At 42.2% G+C, this 23,557-nt stretch carries 25 protein-coding genes and 1 pseudogene; 17 read left to right on the top strand and 9 right to left on the bottom strand.

Annotated elements, in window-relative coordinates:
- Positions 1–41 precede the first annotated feature (41 nt).
- Complete coding sequence (hscA, locus tag ABDD95_RS08735) at positions 42–1,901, top strand: Fe-S protein assembly chaperone HscA (protein WP_345951505.1); 1,860 nt, start codon at positions 42–44, stop codon at positions 1,899–1,901.
- Between the two features lie 49 nt (positions 1,902–1,950).
- On the opposite strand, the gene ABDD95_RS08730 is transcribed toward hscA, so the two are convergent.
- Positions 1,951–2,241: a hypothetical protein gene (locus ABDD95_RS08730; RefSeq protein WP_345951504.1), complete on the bottom strand. Its 291-nt coding sequence runs from the start codon at positions 2,239–2,241 to the stop codon at positions 1,951–1,953.
- A gap of 96 nt (positions 2,242–2,337) precedes the next feature.
- Here ABDD95_RS08730 and ABDD95_RS08725 point away from each other — a divergent pair, with 96 nt between their 5' ends.
- Complete coding sequence (locus ABDD95_RS08725; RefSeq protein ID WP_345951503.1) at positions 2,338–3,492, top strand: tetratricopeptide repeat protein; 1,155 nt, start codon at positions 2,338–2,340, stop codon at positions 3,490–3,492.
- Here the strand turns inward: ABDD95_RS08725 and ABDD95_RS08720 are convergent.
- Positions 3,489–4,073, bottom strand: a complete 585-nt coding sequence (locus ABDD95_RS08720; protein WP_345951502.1) for a riboflavin synthase — start codon at positions 4,071–4,073, stop codon at positions 3,489–3,491. The two genes, ABDD95_RS08725 and ABDD95_RS08720, sit on opposite strands and share 4 nt — an antisense overlap.
- Before the next feature lie 177 nt (positions 4,074–4,250).
- On the opposite strand from ABDD95_RS08720, the gene ABDD95_RS08715 reads away from it, so the two are divergent.
- The 5 genes and pseudogenes from ABDD95_RS08715 to ABDD95_RS08695 all read left to right on the top strand — a co-directional run bounded on the left by ABDD95_RS08715 (position 4,251) and on the right by ABDD95_RS08695 (position 7,545).
- A complete protein-coding gene (locus ABDD95_RS08715) occupies positions 4,251–5,105 on the top strand; it encodes a methylated-DNA--[protein]-cysteine S-methyltransferase (RefSeq protein WP_345951501.1) in 855 nt (284 codons plus the stop codon).
- Between the two features lies 1 nt (position 5,106).
- Positions 5,107–5,373 carry an Ada metal-binding domain-containing protein gene (locus ABDD95_RS08710; RefSeq protein WP_345951500.1) on the top strand — a complete coding sequence of 89 codons (267 nt, stop codon included), beginning with the start codon at positions 5,107–5,109 and terminating at the stop codon, positions 5,371–5,373.
- 3 nt (positions 5,374–5,376) lie between these two features.
- Positions 5,377–6,089: pseudogene (locus tag ABDD95_RS08705) on the top strand (2OG-Fe(II) oxygenase).
- 6 nt (positions 6,090–6,095) lie between these two features.
- Positions 6,096–6,704, top strand: coding sequence for an alpha-ketoglutarate-dependent dioxygenase AlkB (locus ABDD95_RS08700; RefSeq protein ID WP_345951497.1), 609 nt, complete (start codon positions 6,096–6,098; stop codon positions 6,702–6,704).
- 373 nt (positions 6,705–7,077) lie between these two features.
- Positions 7,078–7,545: an NUDIX domain-containing protein gene (locus tag ABDD95_RS08695; RefSeq protein ID WP_345951496.1), complete on the top strand. Its 468-nt coding sequence runs from the start codon at positions 7,078–7,080 to the stop codon at positions 7,543–7,545.
- 10 nt (positions 7,546–7,555) lie between these two features.
- Here the strand turns inward: ABDD95_RS08695 and ABDD95_RS08690 are convergent, their stop codons facing one another.
- Together ABDD95_RS08690 and ABDD95_RS08685 are read right to left on the bottom strand one after the other, a co-directional pair.
- Positions 7,556–8,047 carry a c-type cytochrome gene (locus ABDD95_RS08690; RefSeq protein ID WP_345951495.1) on the bottom strand — a complete coding sequence of 164 codons (492 nt, stop codon included), beginning with the start codon at positions 8,045–8,047 and terminating at the stop codon, positions 7,556–7,558.
- Between the two features lie 90 nt (positions 8,048–8,137).
- Positions 8,138–8,986 carry an SDR family oxidoreductase gene (locus ABDD95_RS08685; RefSeq protein ID WP_345951494.1) on the bottom strand — a complete coding sequence of 283 codons (849 nt, stop codon included), beginning with the start codon at positions 8,984–8,986 and terminating at the stop codon, positions 8,138–8,140.
- A gap of 217 nt (positions 8,987–9,203) precedes the next feature.
- Here ABDD95_RS08685 and ABDD95_RS08680 point away from each other — a divergent pair, with 217 nt between their 5' ends.
- Both ABDD95_RS08680 and ABDD95_RS08675 read left to right on the top strand, forming a co-directional pair.
- Positions 9,204–9,566 (top strand): BlaI/MecI/CopY family transcriptional regulator, encoded by a 363-nt coding sequence (locus tag ABDD95_RS08680; protein ID WP_345951493.1) that lies wholly within the window; start codon positions 9,204–9,206, stop codon positions 9,564–9,566.
- A gap of 4 nt (positions 9,567–9,570) precedes the next feature.
- On the top strand, positions 9,571–11,388 hold the full coding sequence (locus tag ABDD95_RS08675; protein WP_345951492.1) for a M56 family metallopeptidase: 1,818 nt from the start codon (positions 9,571–9,573) through the stop codon (positions 11,386–11,388).
- A gap of 36 nt (positions 11,389–11,424) precedes the next feature.
- Here the strand turns inward: ABDD95_RS08675 and ABDD95_RS08670 are convergent, their stop codons facing one another.
- Positions 11,425–12,537, bottom strand: coding sequence for a DNA topoisomerase IB (locus ABDD95_RS08670; RefSeq protein WP_345951491.1), 1,113 nt, complete (start codon positions 12,535–12,537; stop codon positions 11,425–11,427).
- 38 nt (positions 12,538–12,575) lie between these two features.
- On the opposite strand from ABDD95_RS08670, the gene ABDD95_RS08665 reads away from it, so the two are divergent.
- Together ABDD95_RS08665 and ABDD95_RS08660 are read left to right on the top strand one after the other, a co-directional pair.
- Positions 12,576–13,157 (top strand): hypothetical protein, encoded by a 582-nt coding sequence (locus ABDD95_RS08665; RefSeq protein ID WP_345951490.1) that lies wholly within the window; start codon positions 12,576–12,578, stop codon positions 13,155–13,157.
- 94 nt (positions 13,158–13,251) lie between these two features.
- On the top strand, positions 13,252–14,265 hold the full coding sequence (locus ABDD95_RS08660) for an aldo/keto reductase (RefSeq protein ID WP_345951489.1): 1,014 nt from the start codon (positions 13,252–13,254) through the stop codon (positions 14,263–14,265).
- An 83-nt stretch (positions 14,266–14,348) separates the two neighbouring features.
- On the opposite strand, the gene ABDD95_RS08655 is transcribed toward ABDD95_RS08660, so the two are convergent.
- On the bottom strand, positions 14,349–15,365 hold the full coding sequence (locus ABDD95_RS08655; RefSeq protein WP_345951488.1) for a GntG family PLP-dependent aldolase: 1,017 nt from the start codon (positions 15,363–15,365) through the stop codon (positions 14,349–14,351).
- Between the two features lie 40 nt (positions 15,366–15,405).
- Here ABDD95_RS08655 and ABDD95_RS08650 point away from each other — a divergent pair, with 40 nt between their 5' ends.
- Positions 15,406–16,038, top strand: coding sequence for a hypothetical protein (locus ABDD95_RS08650; protein WP_345951487.1), 633 nt, complete (start codon positions 15,406–15,408; stop codon positions 16,036–16,038).
- Positions 16,039–16,044: 6 nt separating this feature from the next.
- Positions 16,045–16,719: a hypothetical protein gene (locus ABDD95_RS08645; RefSeq protein WP_345951486.1), complete on the top strand. Its 675-nt coding sequence runs from the start codon at positions 16,045–16,047 to the stop codon at positions 16,717–16,719.
- Here the strand turns inward: ABDD95_RS08645 and ABDD95_RS08640 are convergent.
- Both ABDD95_RS08640 and ABDD95_RS08635 read right to left on the bottom strand, forming a co-directional pair.
- On the bottom strand, positions 16,716–17,939 hold the full coding sequence (locus tag ABDD95_RS08640; RefSeq protein ID WP_345951485.1) for a glycosyltransferase family 87 protein: 1,224 nt from the start codon (positions 17,937–17,939) through the stop codon (positions 16,716–16,718). The two genes, ABDD95_RS08645 and ABDD95_RS08640, sit on opposite strands and share 4 nt — an antisense overlap.
- A 61-nt stretch (positions 17,940–18,000) precedes the next feature.
- Complete coding sequence (locus tag ABDD95_RS08635; protein ID WP_345951484.1) at positions 18,001–19,215, bottom strand: NAD(P)/FAD-dependent oxidoreductase; 1,215 nt, start codon at positions 19,213–19,215, stop codon at positions 18,001–18,003.
- Here ABDD95_RS08635 and ABDD95_RS08630 point away from each other — a divergent pair.
- From ABDD95_RS08630 to ABDD95_RS08620, 3 genes are all read left to right on the top strand, one after another.
- Positions 19,214–19,831: an NADH-quinone oxidoreductase subunit A gene (locus ABDD95_RS08630; protein ID WP_345951483.1), complete on the top strand. Its 618-nt coding sequence runs from the start codon at positions 19,214–19,216 to the stop codon at positions 19,829–19,831. The genes ABDD95_RS08635 and ABDD95_RS08630 overlap by 2 nt on opposite strands.
- The gene (locus ABDD95_RS08625) at positions 19,812–20,291 is read left to right on the top strand and encodes an NADH-quinone oxidoreductase subunit B family protein (RefSeq protein ID WP_345951482.1); all 480 of its coding nucleotides are present in this window, start codon (positions 19,812–19,814) and stop codon (positions 20,289–20,291) included. The genes ABDD95_RS08630 and ABDD95_RS08625 overlap by 20 nt, the downstream gene beginning before the upstream one ends.
- 147 nt (positions 20,292–20,438) lie before the next feature.
- Positions 20,439–21,206, top strand: a complete 768-nt coding sequence (locus ABDD95_RS08620; protein WP_345951481.1) for a hypothetical protein — start codon at positions 20,439–20,441, stop codon at positions 21,204–21,206.
- Between the two features lie 78 nt (positions 21,207–21,284).
- On the opposite strand, the gene ABDD95_RS08615 is transcribed toward ABDD95_RS08620, so the two are convergent.
- Positions 21,285–22,112 carry an alpha/beta hydrolase gene (locus tag ABDD95_RS08615; RefSeq protein ID WP_345951480.1) on the bottom strand — a complete coding sequence of 276 codons (828 nt, stop codon included), beginning with the start codon at positions 22,110–22,112 and terminating at the stop codon, positions 21,285–21,287.
- 300 nt (positions 22,113–22,412) lie between these two features.
- On the opposite strand from ABDD95_RS08615, the gene ABDD95_RS08610 reads away from it, so the two are divergent.
- Complete coding sequence (locus tag ABDD95_RS08610; protein ID WP_345951479.1) at positions 22,413–23,552, top strand: 5-(carboxyamino)imidazole ribonucleotide synthase; 1,140 nt, start codon at positions 22,413–22,415, stop codon at positions 23,550–23,552.
- The last annotated feature ends 5 nt before the right edge of the window (positions 23,553–23,557 follow it).

Genomic DNA, 23,557 nt, shown 5'->3' with positions numbered 1-23,557 from the left:
AGCTAAAACTACCTACATTTGCCGCTTGTTAAGCAAGTACTATGGCTAAAGTTTCCATTAACCTGGCTACAGGTTCGTTACAAAAGGAAGATATTATTGTAGGTATAGATTTGGGTACTACCAATTCGTTGGTAGCCTTTATTGATCCGGATAAAAACCCAAAGGTGATTAATGATGCCGGCAAAGGTGTGTTGGTACCCTCTGTATTGCACTTTGATACTACCGGAAGCATAACGGTAGGTAACGAAGCTAAAAACTATTTGATAACCGATCCGCAAAACACTATATTTTCAGTGAAACGGTTATTAGGCCGTTCTTATAACGATATTGAAAATTACAAGGATTTCTTTTCTTATAAAGTAATTGATGACAACAGCGAAAGCCTGGTTAAGGTTAAAGTGGGCGACCGCTTTTACACACCTATAGAGCTATCGGGGCTTATACTTAAGGAGCTGAAAGAACGTGCCGAACATGCGTTGAAAACACCAGTTAACCGAGCTGTAATTACCGTACCTGCTTATTTTAATGACTCGCAGCGCCAGGCCACGCGTGATGCCGGCAAATTGGCTGGTTTAGATGTATTACGCATTGTAAACGAACCAACAGCGGCAAGTTTAGCTTATGGTATTGGCTTAAACCCTGAAGAGACCAAAACTATTGCAGTTTATGATTTAGGCGGCGGCACGTTTGATGTATCTATACTGCAAATACAGAACGGTATATTTGAAGTGCTTTCCACTAATGGCGATACGTTTTTAGGTGGCGATGATTTTGACCGCGCCATATTGCAGTACTGGATTGAAAAAAACCAGCTTGATAAAAATGAACTAGCCAATAACCGTGAACTCACACAACAACTGCGCTTGAAAGCCGAAGAGGCAAAAAAAGCATTTGCCCACCAAAGTCTGTTCAATGAAAAAATAGGCGACATTTGGTGTACCATTGATCGCAATACATTTGAAGAACTAATTACTCCTAAAGTTGCGCAAACCATAACAGCCTGTACCAACGCATTAAAAGATGCCAACTTAACTGCAGCTGATATTGATGAAGTGATTATGGTAGGCGGCTCAACCCGTACTGCACTCGTACAAAACAAAGTGGCCGAATTTTTTGGCAAAGCCGTGCATAACGAGATGAACCCGGACGAGGTGGTAGCTTTGGGTGCTGCTATACAAGCTGATATATTGGCCGGTAATCGCAAAGATATACTGTTACTGGACGTTACGCCCCTTTCACTCGGTATTGAAACCATGGGCGGTCTGATGGATGTAATTATCCCACGAAACTCTAAGGTGCCCACCAAAGCTGGCCGACAGTATACAACCTCGGTTGACGGACAGGTGAATATGAAAATATCAGTTTTCCAAGGTGAGCGCGATTTGGTGAAAGAGAACCGGAAATTGGCCGAGTTTGATTTAAAGGGCATTCCTGCTATGCCGGCAGGCTTTCCAAAAGTCGACATCAACTTTTTGCTGAATGCTGATGGAATTTTAAAAGTTCAGGCTATCGAGTTACGGTCGGGTACCAAGCAAGAAGTAGAGGTAACGCCGGCTTACGGTATTACTGATGAGCAGGTAGAACAAATGTTAATGGATAGCATCACCCATGCTAAAGACGATGTTAGTCAACGTATGGTGATTGAAGCTCGTACCGAGGGCGAGCAGATGGTATATACTGCTGAACGCTTTATTGAAAAACATGGCGAGTTACTCAGCATTGCAGAAGTGGCCAGTACCCATCAGCATATACAAGCACTTAAAGAAGTTTTGACCAGCGGCGATAAGGATCTGATACTGAAAAAGGTTGATGAACTTAATGAGCTAACCCGCCCCTATGCAGAGCGTGTGATGGATCAAGCCATTAGTACGGCCATGAAGGGCAAAAGCATCGATGAATAATCTATAAGCCCAATAATAAAAAGCCCTCATAATTGAGGGCTTTTCTTTTTTACAGTTTATCGATTGCTTCTTGCTCTTTGAGCGCCTGAATATTATTCTTGCTGTTGTAATCGCTGGTTTGATCAGCAAAATCTTCCAGGATAGACGCAATTGTATCCAGATTGTCGGCAACACGCTGGTGCATATCGGGCAAATCTTTCTCGAGCCGTTTGTCGCCCAAATCTATATTGTCCACTTCAATTTTCCCTAATTTTTGTATGATAGCCTGCTGGCTATTTTTTAGGTCCTCTAACTCATGGACAATCTTTTCCATTAGTTCAAACTTTCTGATCTTATCCATTTGAGTATGTATTAGTATTTACTTACAAGCATAATTTTTACAAAAAGTTTGATGTGTTGATATTAACTAATACCTTAGTTGATATTAATCGGATGTATGAACACTAAATTCTTCCTCATATTTGTTTCTCTATTAGCTGTTAGCTCGTGGGCAGCAGCACAATCCAGCACCGTAAGTGACCGTACACTGCTGGAATACTACCAGGCGCAAAAATATGTTGAAGCGGCAACCTATCTAAAAAGCGTTTATAAGGAACCTGTAAGCGATCCTAATGCATTACGTAATTTGGCTTACACCACGCAAATGGCGGGCAAATTGGTTGAGGCCGAAGCCTATTATCAACGCCTGTTTCAATTAGATACTACCAAGCTTTCCGTTTTGAATAGTATAGCGGGCATCAATTTGCGAAGGGGTAACCTGCAAAAGGCTCAAACCTACTATTTGCGTATTATTTCGGTCGATTCAACCAACTTTTATGTCCTCAAACAATTGGCCGATATTAGCTCACGCAATAATGACACTACCGGCTATGTCAAATACCTAAGCAAAGCTAATGCGGTTAACGGAGACGACGCCGATGTGGCTTCGGACTTGAGCAACTGGTATGTGAACGTAAAAAAATATGCACTGGCCAAGGCTGTGTTAAACAAGGCTATAACTGCTGATCCGGAAAATGTGGTGCTGCTACAAAGCCTTCTAAGGCTGGTACATGCACAATCAAACTGGGCTGAAACTGTTAAAGTGGGCATGAAACTGTTGCAACTGGGCGACGGCACCTACCCTACCGCGCTTAAGCTAGGGCAAGCGTACTATAAGCTTAAAAACTACATGTGTTGCCTCGAAACGCTGGCTGGTATGGAAGATATACAGCAAACAGAAACTTCCTTTTATTATATGGCATTAAGTTACAAAGCCCTTAAAAACTATCCGAAGTCTATTGTATACTTTGAGCGGGCCATTACCGAAGGCATATCACCAGCCATACCAACCTACTACGGAGAAATGGCTGGCAGTTACCAGGAACATAAGCGCTTTAAAAAAGCGGTGTACAGTTACGAGAAGGGTTTGCAGTTTGAGGAACGGCCACTGCTCCTTTACTCGTTAGCTACCTTATATGATAGCGATTTGAAAGACAAGGCCAAGGCGGTAAGGTACTACAAACGGTACTTAGGCACTAATCCGCCGGCTGTGCAGCAGGTGTATGTAGATTATACCAGGAGCCGTATCAGCGCCTTAGGCAGCCGACTTTAGCGCTGCATTAAGCGGGCCACGTATTTGCCTATAATATCAAACTCCAGGTTTACAACCGAACCTTCGCGCACACTTTGCAAGTTGGTATGCTCATAAGTATAGGGTATAATAGCAACAGAAAAGCTGTCATCCTTTGAGTTAACAACGGTTAAGCTGATGCCATTTATGCATATAGAACCTTTTTCCACTGTTACATTACCCTTGGTGGTATCGTACTGAAAAGTGTATTCCCAACTACCTTCAAGCGCCTTGTACATGGTGCAAACAGCAGTTTGGTCCACATGCCCTTGTACAATGTGGCCGTCTAAACGAGCGTTCATTTGCATACAACGTTCTAAATTTACCAGGCCGCCTAATTCAAGCTGACCAATGTTGGTTTTGTTAAGCGTTTCTTCAATAGCAGTAACCGTGTGCCGGTTTCCATCTACAGCTACCACCGTAAGACAAACGCCGTTATGCGCTACCGATTGGTCGATTTTTAGCTCGGCTGATATTTCAGATTCTATGTTAAGATGAACATTGCCTTGTTCACGCTTAAGTTCGGCCACGCGGCCTAATGTCTCTATAATTCCGGTAAACATTTAACCCCCTAATCCTCCTGCCGGAGGGATATTGTTAAGCAGCAAAACTAAGTATAATGTTTGGTGCGTTTATCAGTTGTAAATCATTATCATTACTGTAACGTTAACAAATTACAGCAAGAATCGGGTTTTGGGGCACTGGCAGGCGGGCTACTTTTGTAGAAAGATTAGCATAACATGGAAACGCAGAACGAAATAGATTACAAAAGGATAGCGCAGGCCATTGAGTATTTAAAGCTCAATTATAAACGCCAGCCCACGCTGGATGAGGCGGCCGCACATGTACACTTAAGCCCTTTCCATTTTCAGCGCATGTTTAAGGACTGGGCCGGGATAAGTCCAAAACAGTTTTTGCAGTACTTGAGCATTGAGCATGCCAAATCCATCTTGCGCGAAAAGCAAACTTCGCTTTTCGATGCGGCTTTTGAAACCGGCTTGTCGGGCACAGGCAGGCTGCATGATCTATTTGTTAAGATAGAAGGCATGACACCCGGCGAATATAAAAATGGCGGTGAGCAGCTGCATATTAATTACAGCTTTACCGAAAGTCCGTTCGGAACCTTACTGGTAGCCTCAACACCCAAAGGAGTTTGTTATATGGCCTTTGTTGATGAGCCGGAGCCGGATGCTTTGGCCAAGCTTCGCCACAATTTCCCAAATGCTACTTACCATCAATTGCTTGATCAGCTACAGCAGAACGCGTTGCAAATCTTTACGCAAGACTGGAGCCAGCTTGATAATGTTAAACTACATTTAAAAGGTACCGCATTTCAACTTAAGGTATGGGAAGCTTTACTTAAGGTGCCAATGGGTGGCCTATCTACCTACGCTGGCCTGGCCGGCATTCTTAATAACCCTAATGCCTGCCGTGCGGTAGGTTCGGCTGTGGGCGATAACCCGGTGGCATTCCTTATTCCCTGCCACCGAGTGATACGCTCAACCGGTGAGATTGGGCAGTACCATTGGGGCAGCGTGCGCAAAAATGCCATGATTGGCTGGGAAGCAGCAAAGTTGTTAGTTGTAGCTGGCTAATATGTACCGGCATACTGAATTAGGCATTACAGTTTACGCGCGTGCCAGGAGACTTTATACCCTAATTAATTCTAACGAAGTCAGTTTAGCAGGCTACACTAAGAACAAGGTATATGGTACACTTTCTTGTGCATCCGGTAAGCTCATGAAAGCCGAAAACAGAGTGTTTTTCCAGAACGAACAGGAAGCTCTCAAGGCAGGCTACCGCCCCTGCGGAAACTGCATGTCTGAAAAATACAGACAATGGAAAATATCTTCTGATAAATAAGTGATGAATAGCATTGAATATAACTTGCAAAGCAAGGATTGGGAATTTATAGCCAACAGCCTGAACACTAATGGTTATGCCGTTGTAAAAAACATATTGAGCGCCGAACAATGCCAACAGCTTATTGTAAATTACGGAGACACCAGCGCCTACCGTAAAACTGTAGTAATGGAACGTTACCGTTTTGGGCTGGGCGAATACAAATACTTCGATTATCCTTTGCCTGACCTGATTACTACAATCAGACAAGCTGCTTATCCCTATCTGGCTAAAGTTGCCAACTTATGGATGGATGTTTTGGGCACCGGCATCATTTATCCGTTAACACATGATGAGTTGAAGCGACAGTGTCACAAGGCAGATCAAACAAAACCCACAGCACTTATTTTGAAGTATGGTCCGGGTGGCTTTAATACACTGCATCAGGATTTGTATGGCGAAATTTACTTCCCTATGCAGGCAGTACTTTTTTGAATGAACCCGGCACCGATTATACCGGCGGCGAATTTGTGCTTACAGAACAAACACCACGTGCTCAATCAAGAGCTATAGTTTTACAGCCTAAACGTGGCGATATGCTTATTTTCACCACTAGCTTTCGGCCGGTTAAAGGCACCAAAGGCTATTACCGTGTAAACACGAAACATGGCGTAAGCACAGTAAATACCGGCGAACGGTATACGCTTGGCATAATTTTTCATGATGCTTTGAGTTAATGTAAAATGGATTTGTTTAGTGCCGATATTGATATTAGAACTAATTTACTGCCTTATGATGGGGAGGTGAATTATTATGGCCCTATCTTAAACCTTAATCAAGCAAATTTTTATTTAGACGCTTTTTTAAGCACTATTGCCTGGAAGAATGACGAAGCTATCATTTTCGGAAAACACTTTATCACCAAGCGCAAGGCAGCCTGGTACGGTGATGAAAACTATGCTTATACCTACTCTAATACCACCAAACAAGCGTTGATATGGACACCCCAACTGCTGGAATTAAAAGCATTGGTTGAGCAACACAGCAATCACCAGTTTAACTCGTGCCTGCTTAACCTTTACCACGATGGTAACGAAGGTATGGCATGGCATAGCGATGATGAAAAGTCTCTTGGACAAAATACCACTATAGCATCGCTAAGCTTAGGCGCGGAGCGTAAGTTTGCTTTTAAGCACAAAATCAGCAAGTACACTACTGCTGTTATTTTACAAGCCGGCAGCCTACTGGTTATGAAAGGCGCTACACAAACCAACTGGTTGCACGCTTTGCCAAAGACCACCAAAGTTAAGCAACCAAGAATTAATCTTACTTTTCGCACTATCAGTTATTAACGTTTTAATTAATAAAAAAAGGCTGTTTGAAACAGCCTTTTAGCATTGTAGATTGTGATTAGGTATGTAGGGCGAAAGTCTTACTAAACTTTTCAATTGGGTTATGATCAATAATCAGAATTCAACGTAGCAAAGGAAATTTGCTGGTTGTTGATTACGATTTTACATACTACTGTATTAACTAAAAGGTAAGCTAAACATATTATGGTGACAACCGTTGTGTTCTCATGTCCCATTTGCTTGGATCACGATATAAAGATAAATGCTTATTTTCCTGTAGGTTAATCTTTAACATATCTTAACACTATTAGTAGTATAAGGCTATGCATCGGCACGAATATGAAAATGCAACTTACATCACAGCTTAATAACTATGGTTCGAAAAAGCGCAGGAATCTTATTGTACAGATTGGTTGACAATCAGTTAGAGGTATTCCTGGTACATCCCGGGGGCCCTTACTTTGTAAATAAGGATGTTGGTGTATGGAGCATCCCGAAAGGAGAATTTGATGAGCATGAAGATGCACTAACTGCTGCCAAGCGCGAGTTTGAGGAAGAAACAGGTCAACCTATACAGGGTGCGTTTACACCTTTGCAAACCATTAAACAAAAAGGTGGCAAGCTAGTGCAGGCCTGGGCAGTTAAGGGTGATATTGACCATAAGGTAGTAGCGAGTAATACCTTCAAAATGGAATATCCCTACAAATCGGGCAAATGGATTACGGTACCCGAAATTGACAAGGCGGCCTGGTTTACGGCTGAAGAAGCAAAAGAAAAAATTATCGGGGCACAAGCAGCTTTGATTGAAGAGCTAACAGAGTTGCTATTCAACCAAAGCTAAATTGAAAAGTTTATTGCGCTGGTGTTGCGGCAGGTTGCGGTGTAGCAGGTGCACCTTGCTGGCGCGGCATGCGGGCAACGTGTGCGGCCTTTACTTCGGGATGTGCTGACCCTTTATGACAGGTATTACAGTTAACCCCCATTTCCATAATGCGTCCTAGTGAATCTTTGCCGGCTTTAAAATATTTTTTGTTAATGTTGGCTGTCATGCGGTACATCTCGCGGGCCATTTGTTTCTCGGGTTTACCATCAAGCGCCCAATCCATTTTCTTGGTTTCTTCGTTACGCGAATGGCAGAAATTGCACCGTACGCCCAAAGCCGCGCCCCACTCGTCCATTACGTTGTGCAGCTCTTTTTCTGAAATGTCTTTCGGCAGAACTTTGAGATTCTGAAACTTTTTTTCGTCAACAGTTTTCGACTGCTGCTGCATAGATGTGGTAGAGACGAAAATTACGGCAGATACTAAGCCAATGGTGACGATGAGCTTTCTGTTCAGTAGCATATATTAATTAGCGTTATGGTTGAGTAAGCATAGATAATAAAACTTATTTACAAAACCATGACATTATTACATGTTACAACATTGTTACGCTCATCTTAAAAAAGGTGCCGCTAACTGCTCGCTAATCTGCCATAGCTTATTACGTGCTGATGCATTTTGTGCCGCCAGATTAGTTTGTGCCACACTCCCTTTTTTAAAGTACTGACCGCTTAACTTAGGATTTAATTTTGGAGCGCCGGCCAGGTAAATGCTGGTTTCTGCGCCTTGCCGTGGTGTAATCATAAAAGGCTTAGCCAGCAACATCAGCACTTTACCAAATCCACCCAGCTCAGTGCCAAAGCCCGTGCTTACAATGCCCGGGTGTACAGCGTATGCAGTTATGCCAGCCTGAACATATTTTTCAGCAAGCGATTTAGTGAAATAAATATTACACAGCTTGGCCAAACCATAAGCCTTAAAGGATGAGTAATCGCGTTCGAACTGAAAATCGTTTAACAACTGCGGTCTTGCAATTTTGTGCGCCTCTGAGCTTATATTAACAATGCGGGCCTGCCCTTTTTGTAGCAAAGGCATCAGGCTCATCGTTAGCAAAAAGTGCCCCAGGTGGTTCATAGCAAAAGTTAACTCATAACCGTCTTTGCTTAACTTACGGGTTTGGTTAATACCACCAGCGTTGTTGATTAACGTATTGATAGCAAAAAGCTTTCCCTTTAACTCGGTAGCCGCCCGCTGTACAGACTCCATGTCTGCCAAATCGCAGTACACTACAAAGATACTACGGTTGCCGGTTTGTGCTACCAGTTCCTTTTTTAGGGCCTCGCCTTTGTCAACATTACGTACCAACAGGTACAACGCATGGTCTATTTTAGCCAGTGCTAAAGCAGTTTCTTTACCTATACCCGATGTTGCACCCGTAATAACTGTTGTTCTAAAAGGCATTTTATTTTATTTGAATTACAAGTTGCTAAGTTATTAAGATTTAGAACTGCAATTGTTTCTCCATGGTAAATTATACCATTTACGGCCTGCCCTGCTTCTAATTAATCTACCAACTTATGATCCATTACGCGATGAAAGTGTTTATAAGCCACAAATATCTAAAAATTATTTTTTTATTTACGAAACTTTCGTAGATTTACGAAGTTATCGTAGAAAGATGGAAAAATTAACGCAGCAAGAAGAGGACGCCATGCAGGTGATATGGCAAAACACAAAAGGTTTCATTAAAGACTTTTTGGATGCCATGCCCGAACCAAAGCCGCCTTATACTACCCTTGCCTCCACTGTAAAAAATTTAGAACGCAAAGGATTTGTGAAAGGTGAAAAGATTGGAAATAGCTATCAATACTCGGCCTTAATAAAGGAAGAAGATTACAAGAAGCGCTTTATGAGCGGGTTTGTAAATAATTACTTTAAAAACTCTTATAAAGAATTGGTTACTTTTTTTGCAAAAGACCAAAAGATAAGCGCCGATGAATTACAAGATATTATAAAACTAATTGAAAATCATAAAAAGTAAAGCCATGCCTGCATTGTTAATATATCTACTTAAAGTGAATATTGCCCTGCTGCTGTTTTGCCTTGGCTATTATGCTGTGCTACGTAAACTAACATTTTATACATTAAACCGCGTATACCTCATAACGGCAATCTTATTTTCAAGCATTTACCCGCAAATTGATTTGAGCAACATGATGCAGCACCACCAAAAACTGGTGGAACCGTTGCAGATTGTTGTAATTAACCTAAACAGCCGTGCAGCAGTATTGGCAAAACCTATTGCACATGCCAATTATTGGGAATGGGTGATTGTAGTTTTTTGGATTGGCGTTTCTGTTATGGCTTTGCGTTTAGCAATCCAATTTTGGTCGCTTTACCGCATTTACCACAACTCTAAACCAGCTAACTTAAATAACCAAAAGGTAAGAGTTATTGCAGATGAGGTTAATCCCTTCTCTTTTTGGCAAAGTATATTTATCAACCCAAGGCATCATGCTGCCGAAGAACTGCATTCAATTATTGCTCATGAGCAAGTGCACATTAAGCAATGGCATACGCTGGATATCTTATTAGCAGAACTGAGCTTGATGTTTTACTGGTTTAACCCAGGCGTATGGTTAATGAAAAAGGCGGTAAGCGAAAACCTGGAATTTATTACCGACCGCAATGTACTGCAAAAAGGTACTGACGTAAAAAGTTACCAATACAGTTTACTATACGCCAGTTTCAACACCTCTCCTAATGCCATGGTGAACCACTTCAATATTTCCACAATTAAAAAAAGAATTATGATGATGAACTCAAAAAAATCTTCGGCTTTTAGCCTCACCCGCTATAGCTTTATAGCACCAGCTGTGTTAGTGCTGTTATTAGCCTTTGGAACATCTAAGGCTGCACTCATAAGAAAAGGTTATCATGCTGTCAAAGCAGCATCTAACAAAGTTATAGCAATAGCAACTGAAGCCACAACTTATGCAACGGCAAGCAACCAGACTGTTATTAAGCCAGTAGTTAAACCGGTAACCATACGCACTAACACCTCGGAGCTAAAGGGCTACAGAACAGAGCTTAACCAAACGGTCGATACCACCTTTAATGATGTAGTTAATCAAATAAACATTAGCAATGACACGCCAAAAGTAAAGGGTAAACTTGTTTTAGGTTCCGTTGGAGTCGATTCGGCCTATTACCTCATAAACGGTAAGCCTATCTCTTCTAAAACAGCTCTGGGCAGCCTTAACCCCAATGCTATCCATAGCGTTAACGTGCTTCACGGCACAGCAGCCACCAGCCTGTTTGGCGAAAAGGCAAAAAACGGAGCTGTACTTATTGTAACCAAAGACGGCATTAATACCCCTGAAACGAAAGAGATGCTGGAAAAAGTCACCAGCTCGAATTCTGCTATTTTAAAAAGCTCTTACAACAGCGGTTCAGCAACCAGAACAGCCGGTGTTATAGGTGTAACTACGAAACATGACACCAGCAGACTAAGCCTTACACGTGTGACGTCTGCTGCCTCCCAAAAAATGCTCGACAGTCTTCATAAGTCATCGCCCAAAGGCCAGTTAAAAGAAGTAGCCGTTATGGGATACGCTACCCCCCGCTCGCGTGAGCCATTAACCTTATCTTTTAAAAACCCAAACTCCGCTGCCAATCCGTTAATTTTAATTAATGGCAAAGAAGCCACTAATGAAGACATGAAAGGCTTAAATCCCAACAGTATTAAGAGTATTGATATAATTAAAGATTCCGCTATTACCACGCAATACGGAGCAAAAGCATCGTATGGAATTATAAAAATAACTACTCAAGAAAGCACCAAGAGCACCCCGAAGAAATAATTTTTTGTGTTAATATAGTTTCCTGTTCTTTATAGATCAGCTGGCCTCGGCCAGCTTTTCTTTTTCCAGTATCTCGAGCAAGGCTTTCTCTGCAGTATTAAGTTCCGAAGCCCTGATATCCTTATCCTCGTCCAGGTTCTGGATGTATTTAAAAAGCGTGCCCTCCTCGTAACTTTTAATTACGGTTGGGTGCACGTAATACTTTTTACATACCGTGCGGGTGTTGCCCAGGTTAATGGCTACTTCGTCCAGCACACTGATGATATTTTTTTTGCATTGGGTCTGGTTTTCAAATTCGCCCGCTTCCTTGAAGGCATATAGAGCGCTTACACTGCCAGCCCAGGTACGAAAATCTTTGGCAGTAAAATCCTCGCCGGTAATTTGCTTCAAGTAACCGTTTACATCACCCGAATCGATGGTACAGCGTTTACCTTCATCATCATAATACTGAAACAACTCCTTACCGGGTATATCACGGCATTGCTTAACCAAACGGGCCAGTCTTTTGCTTTGCAAGTCTATCTTATGATAAACTCCTTTTTTGCCTTTAAACTCAAAATTAATTTTGGACCCATCAACTTTTACGTGCTTATCCTGCATGGTGGTTAAACCGTAAGAGCCATACAGCTTTTTGTACGACTCGTTGCCTATACGTATACTGGTTAGTTCCATTAACCTAACAACCAGCGCTAAAACTTTATCATGATCCAGATTACGGCGCAGCAAATCCTGGTCAACCTGCTTACGAATGGCCGGTAAATGAACGGCAAACGCCTGCAGGCGGTGATATTTAGATTGGTTACGGATTTTATTCCAATCGGCATGGTAACGATATTGCTTGCGGCCGGCAGCATCAGTACCGGTAAACTGCAAGTGGCTGTTCTCGTAAGGAGATATCCAAACTTTGGTATAAGCCGGCGGAATAATGAGCTTGTTAAATCTTTGTATAAGTTCTTTATCTTTTACCAGCCCCCCATCCGCGTCATAAAAAGCGAAGCCCTTGCCTGAGGGTTTGCGTGTATAACCCGGCGAGGTGTCAACCACGTATCTTAACCCCGCTGCCTTAGCAGTTATCTTTGGGTCGCGGCCAATTTTTTCAAGTTTTTTAAGGAGGCGGTTCATTATACCATATAAAACAAGAAACATCATTAATGTTTTATATTAGCCTGCACATGCAATAAATAACTATGGGCTTAGACATTCACATCCACGTAGATAACCCTGTTGATGTCTTCGACGCAACTTATTACGATCATGATGACAATAATTTTAAAAGGCACAGCTTAAGCAGGACTTTTTGTGATTTAATGTCCAGAAGAGACCTGATAGAAGGTGAGCCCGAATTGGATCAAATAGCAAGAATGGCCGGAACAGATATTTCTCCGCTGTATGACATGAATAATTATGGGGATGAAAGCGAAATTCAGTTTCGGCTTGAATATGCAAAGTCGGATATTGAAAGAGAAGAGATTTTACAAAAAGTAGAAGCACGAAGGAGCGCTTTAAGGGGAAATATTGATAAAGTTAGCGTATTGATAACACAATTAATAGAGAAGCTATCAACCGTAGCCGATATACCGGCGTTACTTTTACCCGATGAAAATGAAGAAGATATTCTAAACAGAAACTTCTACTTTTCTGACTTTAATACCGACCTGGGCGATGGCTACATTGACAACAATCTTGGACATGACCTGCGGAACTTTAAACGCTTTTTAGAGTACGCTAAGGAACGTGGCACAAAGACTGTTTATTTCGTGTATGGCTAAGGCATGCACCGGTGTTGAGGTATGACTATTGGCTGACCATGCTACATAAACAAAAGCGCTGCCCCTGTAGTTAAAATTTCTAAACAACACTAACATGAAGTACAACTTTTTAGGCGGAACCGGGTTGCTGGTTTCCGAGATTTGCTTTGGTACCATGACCTTTGGCGGAAAGGGTATTTGGGAAGCCATAGGTAAAATACAACAGCAAGAGGTAAACGAGTTGATGAAGACGGTGATTGACGCCGGCATTAACTTTATAGATACGGCCAACGTGTATTCTTTCGGCGAATCTGAGAAGCTGCTTGGCCAGTCTATTGTAGATTTAGGCCTCAGCCGTAACGATCTGGTGATTGCCACCAAGGTTCGCGGTAAAATGGGCGATGGTATCAACAACGTAGGTCTTTCACGTTATCATATTTTTAATTCTGTTGATGAAAGTCTGCAACGTTTACAGTTAGATCATATAGATATTCTATATGTGCATGGCGTAGATCAACGCACTCCGGTTGAAGAAACCATGCGGGCCTTAAACGATGTTGTACTAAGCGGCAAAGTACGTTACATAGCCTGCTGTAACTGGCCAGCATGGATGGTAATGAAAGCACAGGGTATTGCCGAAAAGCATGGCTGGAATAAATTTGCTGGCTTGCAATACTTTTACTCATTAGCAGGCAGAGATATTGAGCGGGAAATACTGCCATTAGCGCAAGACCAAAATTTGGCAGTAATGCCATGGAGCCCACTCGCAGGAGGTTTCCTTTCGGGCAAGTATACCAGGGATGATGAAAAGACGGGTGACGGCCGCCGGGCAACGTTCGACTTCCCGCCCATTAACAAAGAAAAAACGTATGACATTATTGACGTGATAAGCGAAATTGGCAAGCGTTATGATGCCTCTGCTGCTACAGTAGCACTGGCATGGGTAAGGCAGCAACCAGGCATTACGAGCACTATCATCGGGGCAAAGCGGATCGATCAACTTCACGACAATATCAAATCAACCGGGCTTGAACTCTCGGCTGATGACCTGAAAAAGATTGATGAAGTAAGCGCCCTCAATAAAGAATATCCGGGCTGGATGGTTGAAAGACAGGGAGCTGATAGATAAAGTGAGTTAATAAGTCCGCTAGTTGGTAAGTCAGCATATATCTGCCAACTTACCAACTAGCGGGCCTCACACAAACTTACTGGCTAAAGGCTCTTCAACACCTGAACGGTATACTCAATCTGCTCAGGGTGTATATCCAGGTGAGTTACAAAGCGGATACGTTTGGTATCGGTACAACCTGCCTTAATGCCTTTTGAAAGTAGTTTGGCTACAACGGCATCCGCCGGCCCTTCTGTATCAAATAATACTATATTGGTTTCGGTCGGCATCACATTGATTACCCATGTACATTTAGCCAATTCGTCGGCCAGTATCTGAGCATGCATATGGTCAATTTTCAAACGCTCTACGTGATGGTCTAAAGCGTAGCTACCAGCTGCTGCTAAAAAGCCGGCCTGCCGCATACCACCGCCTAACACCTTGCGTATACGGCGTGCATAAGTAATGGTGTTCTTACTGGCCAGCAATACCGAGCCTACCGGTGTACCTAATCCCTTAGACAAGCAAACCGATATACCATCAAAATACTTACCATAATCAACAGCTTTATCACCAGTATGTGCCAGCGCATTAAATATCCGGGCGCCATCTAAATGCAATTTCAAGTTGCGGCGTTTGCACAAGGCTGCAATAGGTTCAATCTGATCCAATGTATAGCAGCTCCCGCCTCCTTTATTCACTGTATTTTCCAGTACAACTAAACTGGTATTAGGGTAGTGTATGTTGCCTACGGCGTTAATTTCAGGCTCTATCATTTCAGCTGTTAATATGCCACGGTAACCGTTCAGCAAACGGGTAGAAACGGCAGAGTTGAAAGCAATCCCCCCGCCCTCATAACGATACACATGCGCAGTTTGGTCGGCAATCAGTTCATCGAGCGGTTGCGTAAAACACTTTATTGCGATTTGGTTGGTCATGGTACCCGACGGGCAAAAAATTGCGGCTTCCATGCCGAACATGGCGGCAGCTTTGGCTTCCAATTCATTCACACTCTCATCCTCGCCAAAAACGTCATCACCAACCTTAGCGCTCCACATAGCTTCGAGCATACCTGGCGTTGGTTTAGTTACGGTGTCGCTTCGTAAATCAACAGTCATCATTTTAATTTAATACTATATTCGTTTCAAATATCTAAATCTTATGCGTACAATTTTACTGCTATTGTGTATTTTGACTGTTACAGTGCCAAGTAAAGCACAGTTGTTCCGCGATTGGAAACCCGGTAGTTATTACGACACGCTTAATAAGAAAAAAACTGGGTTAATTTCCTGGTATATCGTTAATGCGAAATCACCAAAGCAAAATTTCATTCGGTTTAAACCCAACGAACATACGGATGACGCAAAAATTAGCACGCAAAATATCAGAGCTTTTACATTTGGCACCGACAGCTTTGTGGTATCAAAATCTAAGGAAACTCATTTTGCGCCTGTATTGCAAGTGTTAGCTAACGAAAATGTAAAATTGTATAAGTTGTTAGTAAGCAATGGTTCTTTACGTTTAGGTGGAGGTAGCATGGGCTTCGGCGCTGTACCTGCGGGCTATGGTAGTAGTACTAAGCTGGAATATTATGTTGGCTCCAATCTTGAAAATTTAACCTTGCTAACCAAAAAGAACTTTATTGAAATGATGAGCCTGGTTATGGCTAACAAACCCGATATTCAAGATAAAATAAAGAGTAAAATACTCCGTTTGGAAGATATGCAGGATTTACTGGTATATTACCGTACGGGCAAAATGCCAGTACCACCTGACGATGACGTGTATCATTAATTAACTATGTTTCGCAATCTAACCTTTACAGCTGCACTATTACTAAATCTGTCTGCTTTTGCTCAAAAGTGGCAGCCTGGCTATTTTTTTGATACCAAGGGCAACAAGGTACCCGGACTAATACAGATCGGCCAAACCGGCAAAGGCCCTATAAAGAACGAGGGGTTTATTATCTATAAAGACAATCCCAAAGCCAACGAAATAAAATTAAGTGCCAGTGATATTAAGTACTACGTAGCAGGTAAAGACAGCTTTATTGTAGCCCATCCCCCCTCTTATGAAACGTGGCCAAAAGCCGAATTGGATTTTGTACGGGTAGAACTGGATGAACCTTTAAAGCTATATGTTTACCAGGGGGGCAGCAGTGGCGGCGGTTTCAAATTGAGCCCGAGCTTTTCCGGAGGCTTTGGTACCGGCGGCTATGGTGGTGGCGGTGTTGGCATAAGCTTGGGCGGCGGAGGCGGTAATGGCGGCTACAGCACCCGAATCACCTATTACTTTGGTGCCAGCGTGGGTGAAATGAGCCAGGTCACCCCCATGAACTTTGTTGATGTTATGAGCGACATTATGGGTGATGAGCCACAGGTTGTAGAGGCCATTCAGAAAGGCAAATTCAGTATCAATAAGATGGATAATCTTATTAAGTACTACAAGGATGTAAAAACATCACACAAAAACTAACTGGCAGCTTGCAAAGGCTGTTCTGGCGTACCAATAGGATGTAGAATATTAGCAGCTTTAAGCTGCTTTTCCTTATTGCCAAAATCAGACATCAAGAGTTCATAAACCATTTTAGCCCATAAGGCGATATAAGGCCAAACCTTCATGGCGTAGCGGCTTACATAGGGCTTACGTATAAATGCCGGTATGGCATCGGTAGAAGCTAAACCTGCCAGCAACGCAATTAGTATAATAAACGCCAGATTACCTTTACTGAACGGACTTTGCTGTGCCAATAAATAAATCATAGCGCCAATAATGGCTATTATGTAAGTAGGCGGTTCAGAACCTGTACTAAACAATACAACTACCATTAAACACAAAGCGAGCACTTGTAGCCTAAAGCTTTGGTAACTAAATTGTTTAACCCTTAAAACAGCTAACCCCAGGGTAATAGCTCCTACAGCTAAAAATGGAATATTAGGAATAGTTAAGTTACTGGTGATACGCCTTACAACGCCCATAACCGAAAGGTCCTGAGCCGAATTTAAGCCAATGTTCACTAGGTTTTTATCGCTCAATGAGTGATACCAGTCCAGGTGTGACTGCAAAATAAAATGCGGACTTGAAATAAGCATAGGTAAGCACACACCTACAATTGCCCATATAACACACCACAATGCAAATGCTGCTTTCCTTTTCGAAAACATGAAGAAAGCCAATCCAATTATAGGGTACAGCTTAATTAAAGCACCAATCACAATAAATAGCGTAGCCCATTCTTCGCGCTTCTTCTCTAGAAAGTAAAAGCTGAATATTAAGAAAGCCGCAATTACCGGATTAAATTGAATAGAGTGTTGCGTATTAGCAAACTCGATTGAGCAAAGCAACAATAACAGTATCTTACGCTTATTTGCCAAGGGCAAAAGCGTAACGGCCCAGATCAGAACGCCAGCGTTCATCAGGTTCCATAAAAAAAAGCCTAAGCCTGTAGGTAATACCGCAAAAGGCGCTACCACCAAACTAAAAAATGGCCCATAGTGATTAGTATCATAATACTCGGCGGGATAAGGCGCATATAAGTTGGTTTGAGCGACGGTATGATGGTATACTCCGGCAAAGATGCTGTAATTGTTGTAACGATTATTAAAGTACTTGTACTGCCAACAAAAGATACTTACGGCAAGCCACAGGAAAACAATAGGTTTGTAACTGTTTGTTAGGTTTAATCTTTTAATCATTTGTAACAGGGGAGTTACAAAAATACATTTAAGATAATTATTTACAAAATAATAGAAACCACTATAAGTTTTGTGCTATAACAAACCCGCAAGCCCATGCCCACTGAAAGTTATAGCCTCCCAACCAACCGGTTACATCCACACACTCGCCGCCAAAGAAAAGGCCCGGCACCTTCTTAGCTTCCATCGTTTTCGATGACAATTCATTGGTGTCAATACCGCCCCGCATCACTTCAGCTTTGTCGTAACCTTTGTCGCCGGCCGGTTTCACTTTAAAGTGATGTATCTGTTGTTTAATTGCATCCAGGTCTTCCTTACTTAATGATGCCAAATTTTTCTGAACGGGCAATTGTCCGCTCAAGGCATCGGCGAACTTGCGGGTGTACAAGCCAGCCAGTAATAAACCCAGCGTTTTCTTCGGATTTATGAGTCGCTCGTTCTGAATAAGCTCCGCCACATCCCTATGCGGTAACAGGTTTATATAAAACACCTCACCGGCCTGCCAGTAAGAGGAAAGCTGTAATATGGCAGGACCGCTTAATCCCCAGTGCGTAAAGAGTATATTTTCTTCGAAGCTTATCTTGTCGTTGGAGACGCTGCAAAAAATACTGTTACCAGATAACTGCTCATACCATGGCTGGTCTTTACCCGTAATAGTAAGAGGGACCAGTGCAGGCATCGGTTTTACAACGTTCATCCCAAATTGCCGGGCAATGCGCAGTCCAAAATCTGTTGCTCCCAGTTTTTGTACAGGTAAGCCACCGGTAGTAATCACCACCTTAGGGGCCGTTAAGCTTCCCAATTTTCCGGCGCGCTCATAGCTTACAGTAAAACCTTCGTCGCTCTGTTCAACAGCGTTTACATTGGTGTTAAGCCAAACAGGCTGATCTAAATCCTGGCATAGCTGGGTAAACACTTCAACTATATCCTTTGCCTTGTTAGTTGCAGGAAAAAGTTGACCCAGGGTTTTCTCCTGGCCCTGTATGCCGTAAGCCTCAAAAAAGCTAATAGTATCATCAACCGTCCACTGGGCAAAAGCCGATTTGCAGAAGTGCGGATTAGCAGAAATAAACTGCTGGGCAGAGGTGTGCAAATTTGTATAATTACAACGGCCACCGCCACTTATCAATATCTTAGCTCCTGCCCGGTTGTTCTTTTCCAGTATCAGGGTACGCTTGCCTAAAAAACCAGCCTGAACAGCACACATTAAACCACAGGCACCGGCACCTATAATTATAGCATCAAAAGTTGTTTGTTTTGTTAAATTTGCAGACATGAATGAGGTTTCGCAAATATCGGAATTTGGAAAGATATTTATCTTCCTGATTATCGGCTTTGTGCTGGTTGGCATGACTTTGTTTTTAAGTAAGCTTATTTCACCCAACAAACCCAACCCCGAAAAGCTTACCTCATACGAGTGCGGCGAAGAACCGGTAGGCAGCGCATGGATTCCTTTTAATACCCGCTTTTATGTTATAGCGCTCATTTTTTTGCTGTTTGATGTAGAAATGGTATTTATTTTCCCGTGGTGCACCATATATGCCAACGCCGATCTGATTGCCGCCGATGCCAGATGGGGCGTATTTACGCTGATAGAAATGTTTGTTTTTGCTGGGATACTAATATTGGGTTTGGTATACGTGTGGCGCAAAGGCGATCTGGAATGGATTAAGCCTAAACCGGTTATTCCTGAGGTAAATACCGTTATACCGTTAGCTGTTTATGACGCACTAAATGAGCAGCAAAAAACGTTCAAAGTAAAAAGCTTTTCGGCTGAACCGGAGCCGGTTTTGGTTACTGCTGCTGTTGCAAGCACTTCTGCACCGGTTGCCCGAAAGCCTATGTTTAAACCATCATTTAAAAAAACCACAGATGAGTCAGGAAATGAATGAAGAGGGTGGTGTAATTGTCACTAAATTAAATGATCTGCTTAACTGGGCGCGTCTATCATCTATTTGGCCGCTAAGCTTCGGCATAGCTTGCTGCGCCATTGAAATGATGGGCATGTATGCCTCAACTTATGATGTTGACCGCATGGGCGTGTTTCCACGCCCCTCGGCCCGCCAGGCAGATGTTATTATTATTGCCGGAACGGTAACCTTTAAAATGGCCGAACGCATCAAACGTTTATATGAGCAAATGCCCGAGCCACGCTATGTGATATCAATGGGATCATGCTCCAACTGCGGGGGCCCCTATTGGCAACATGGTTACCATGTTGTTAAAGGCGTTGATCGTATTATTCCGGTAGACGTATATGTGCAGGGCTGCCCGCCCCGCCCGGAGGCTTTAATAGGCGCGATAATAGAACTGCAAAAGAAAATTGAAGGGGAATCTTTAATTACTGTCTAAGTAGCGTTAATTAATAATTAATTTAAAAAATAACTTTCTACCTTCTTATAGATATTAAATATTTATCTTATTTTTATATCATAATATTATTACTTAACGTAACTATTTATCCCCTAATTACGTCTAAGGACTAAAACAACTATTGATATGAAATTATTTTACAAAGCCCCTCTGGTTTGTGCGATGTTATTGGGTGCTGCCGTAATGCTTAGCACCGGCTGTAAAAGCTACAACGATCTTGCCGGACATTACAGCTCTAAACACATCAAAGCAAATACCAACCAAGTTACTGCTCAAATACCGGAAACTGGCGAATTAGGCTATATCCTTTTATCTTTAACGGAAACAGGTAGTAATGACACTACCCTTATTAATAAAGAGAGCGCTTACTATAAAGACGTTATGAAGCAGTTTGCTGCATTCAAAAACCACAAAGCTGTAAAATTACTGAACAGTGATTTATTAGCTAACGGTAATAATTTTTCCCACTTCCGTAACGGCCTTTATGCTTACAAATTTAATAAGCATAATAATATGGTTCTTAAAACCGAATACCGTGTTGATTTAAACCGTGTTGATTTTAGACGCTATGTTGGTGCTATTGAAGACTTTATAGAGAAAACAAACTTCCGCAGCTTTTATGCAGAGCATAATAACCTGTACACTAAAATTATTAAAGAGCAAGGCCAGCAGTTAAATATGAACGCAGCCTGGGCTACAATGGGCAAACAATACACCCAGCCGTTCCAAAGCTATCAGGTTATACTTTCTCCGTTAATGAAGGGTAACGCCAGCACTTTAGCTGTTAGTGGCCGCGGATTCCGCGAGTGCTTAATATTTGCAGAGTCGACTAACAAAGCGTTGTTTTATTCTTCAACTACGGCAAGCACACCTAAAGTTGCTTATAACGACTAATCAAATATTACAATATCAAAAAAAGCCGCTTTTCTTAAGGGAAGCGGCTTTTTTTATGAATTAACACCTATCATCTCATTATCTTTTTATAATTGCTATAATTTGCTTAAAAGCTTTTTTAGCCTCCGGTATAGGAAATAATATCCAGTCGTGAATCATATGTTCATACTCATAAAAGTTGATATTTACCCCCTGCGTATTTGCTAAATCCTTAAACTTATGAGCATCAGGATTTAGGATTTCATCCGTACCGGTGAATAAGCTTATTTCGGCTAAACCTTTAACCGGCCCATACATAGGGCTTACTAAGTAGTCTTTCATATCACGGTCTCCGGCGTGCATACGGCCTAATTGGTCGCCATTGGTTGCCAGATAAGGGTCCCGTTTGTCAACCTCCCTAATTTTCGGATTACTCATTGACACATCGAGCCATGGCGATAGCAGTACAATATGCCTTGGTTGGGATATTCTATCGTACAGGAGCTTTTGCGCTAATGATAAGGCTAAGTTTCCGCCTGACGAATCGCCCATTAAAAAGATATTACGTGGAGACGCATGATTTAAAAGACTATTATAAAGCTTTTTCGCCATTGCAATACGCTCTTTGTACGTATAATCGGGCAGCAACGGGTAATCGGGTGCGGTAATGGTAAATCCTGTTTCTCTCACAAGTTGAGCCAGCATACGCCAGTGATACAGCGTAAAATTGATAACATAAGCTCCACCATGAAAAAACAAGATATATTTATCTGCTTTATTTTTTTGGGGGCTGAGGGTATAAACTTTTCGTCCGTCAATTTCTGTAACTTTTAAATCAATGTCTTTCAAGGTGCTTTCAGGCGGGTCAGGCATATTTATCTTATGCAAGCGATTGCTGGAGAAAACATCAGTCGTTTTGCTAAGCATGCCTTTTATGTTTAAGGCTCTTAATATAAACCGCAATAATCTGCTCCGAATACTTTGCCCTTTATGATAATATTCTTGTTGGCTATTTGAGTTATTCATTTATTCTGGCTATTAACTTAAAATTAATTTTAAGGTTATAATAAGAAAGAGCCGTACAAAGTTTGTAATTAATTGCACAGCAGCTATTACCTGCAGGTTTATCAAATAGAATTCCAGATTACAAACCTATACTTGTGGAATGATTTGGTTAAAATGATTTAGGCTTTTTAAAAGATTTGGGGTAAAATTGTACATCGAAATATGAAAGCATTTTATGGTGATTTAAAGCTTGGCATTTTAGGTGGTGGACAACTGGGCCGCATGCTGATACAGCAAGCTATAAACTATAACGTTACGGTAAAAGTGTTAGACCCCGACCGGGAGGCACCTTGCCGTAAATTATGTGACGAATTTGTAGTTGGCTCACTAAGCGACTATGAAACCGTATACAATTTTGGAAAAAAGGTTGATTTGCTTACCATCGAAATTGAAAAGGTAAACGTTGATGCGCTTGAGCAGTTGGAACGTGAAGGTGTAATTGTATATCCGCAACCCCGCGTTATCCGATTGATACAGGATAAGGGCTTGCAAAAGCAGTTCTTTAAAGAGAACGACATTCCAACAGCCGAATTTCAGATCATCTCATCGGCAAAAGACTTGCAGCAAGCTAGCATCCCCTTTCCTTATATACAAAAGTTACGCCGTGATGGTTATGACGGCAAGGGTGTTTACAAGGTGGTTGATGAGTCATACCTGGCCAATGCGTTTACGCAACCCAGCCTTATAGAGCGTTGGGTTGACTTTGAAAAAGAGATTGCGGTAATTGTGGCTCGTAACGAAAACGGCGAGTTGAGCACCTTCCCATTGGTAGAAATGGAATTTAACCCACAAGCCAACCTCGTAGAGTTTTTGATATCCCCTTCAACGCTGCCATTTGAAGTGCAGCAGGATGCAGCTGAAATTGCCAAAAGAATTGCCGAAAGCCTAAAAATTGTAGGCTTATTAGCTGTTGAAATGTTTTTAGACAAAAACGGTAAAATACTGGTGAATGAATTGGCGCCGCGTCCGCACAACAGCGGCCACCAAACTATTGAGGGCAACACGGTATCGCAATTTGAACAGCATCTGCGAGCTATATTTAACCAGCCTCTCGGCAATACCGACAGCCTGAGCAATGCCATTATGATAAATGTTTTAGGGGAAGAAGGGTACGAAGGGCCTGCTATATATCAAGGTATTGAGAAAGCGTTGAAATGCCCTGGGGTGTACATTCATTTATACGGCAAGGCGCTAACCAAGCCATTCCGTAAAATGGGCCACGTTACCATTGTAGACACAGACCGCGAAAAAGCTATTGAAAAGGCACGGTACGTTCAGCAAACACTGAAGGTGATCAGCTAAACTTA

This window comes from Mucilaginibacter sp. PAMB04274, assembly GCF_039634385.2.
GTDB lineage: Bacteria > Bacteroidota > Bacteroidia > Sphingobacteriales > Sphingobacteriaceae > Mucilaginibacter.
Note: the sequence above shows the minus strand (reverse complement) of the source record. Positions and strands in the feature narration are given on the sequence as shown.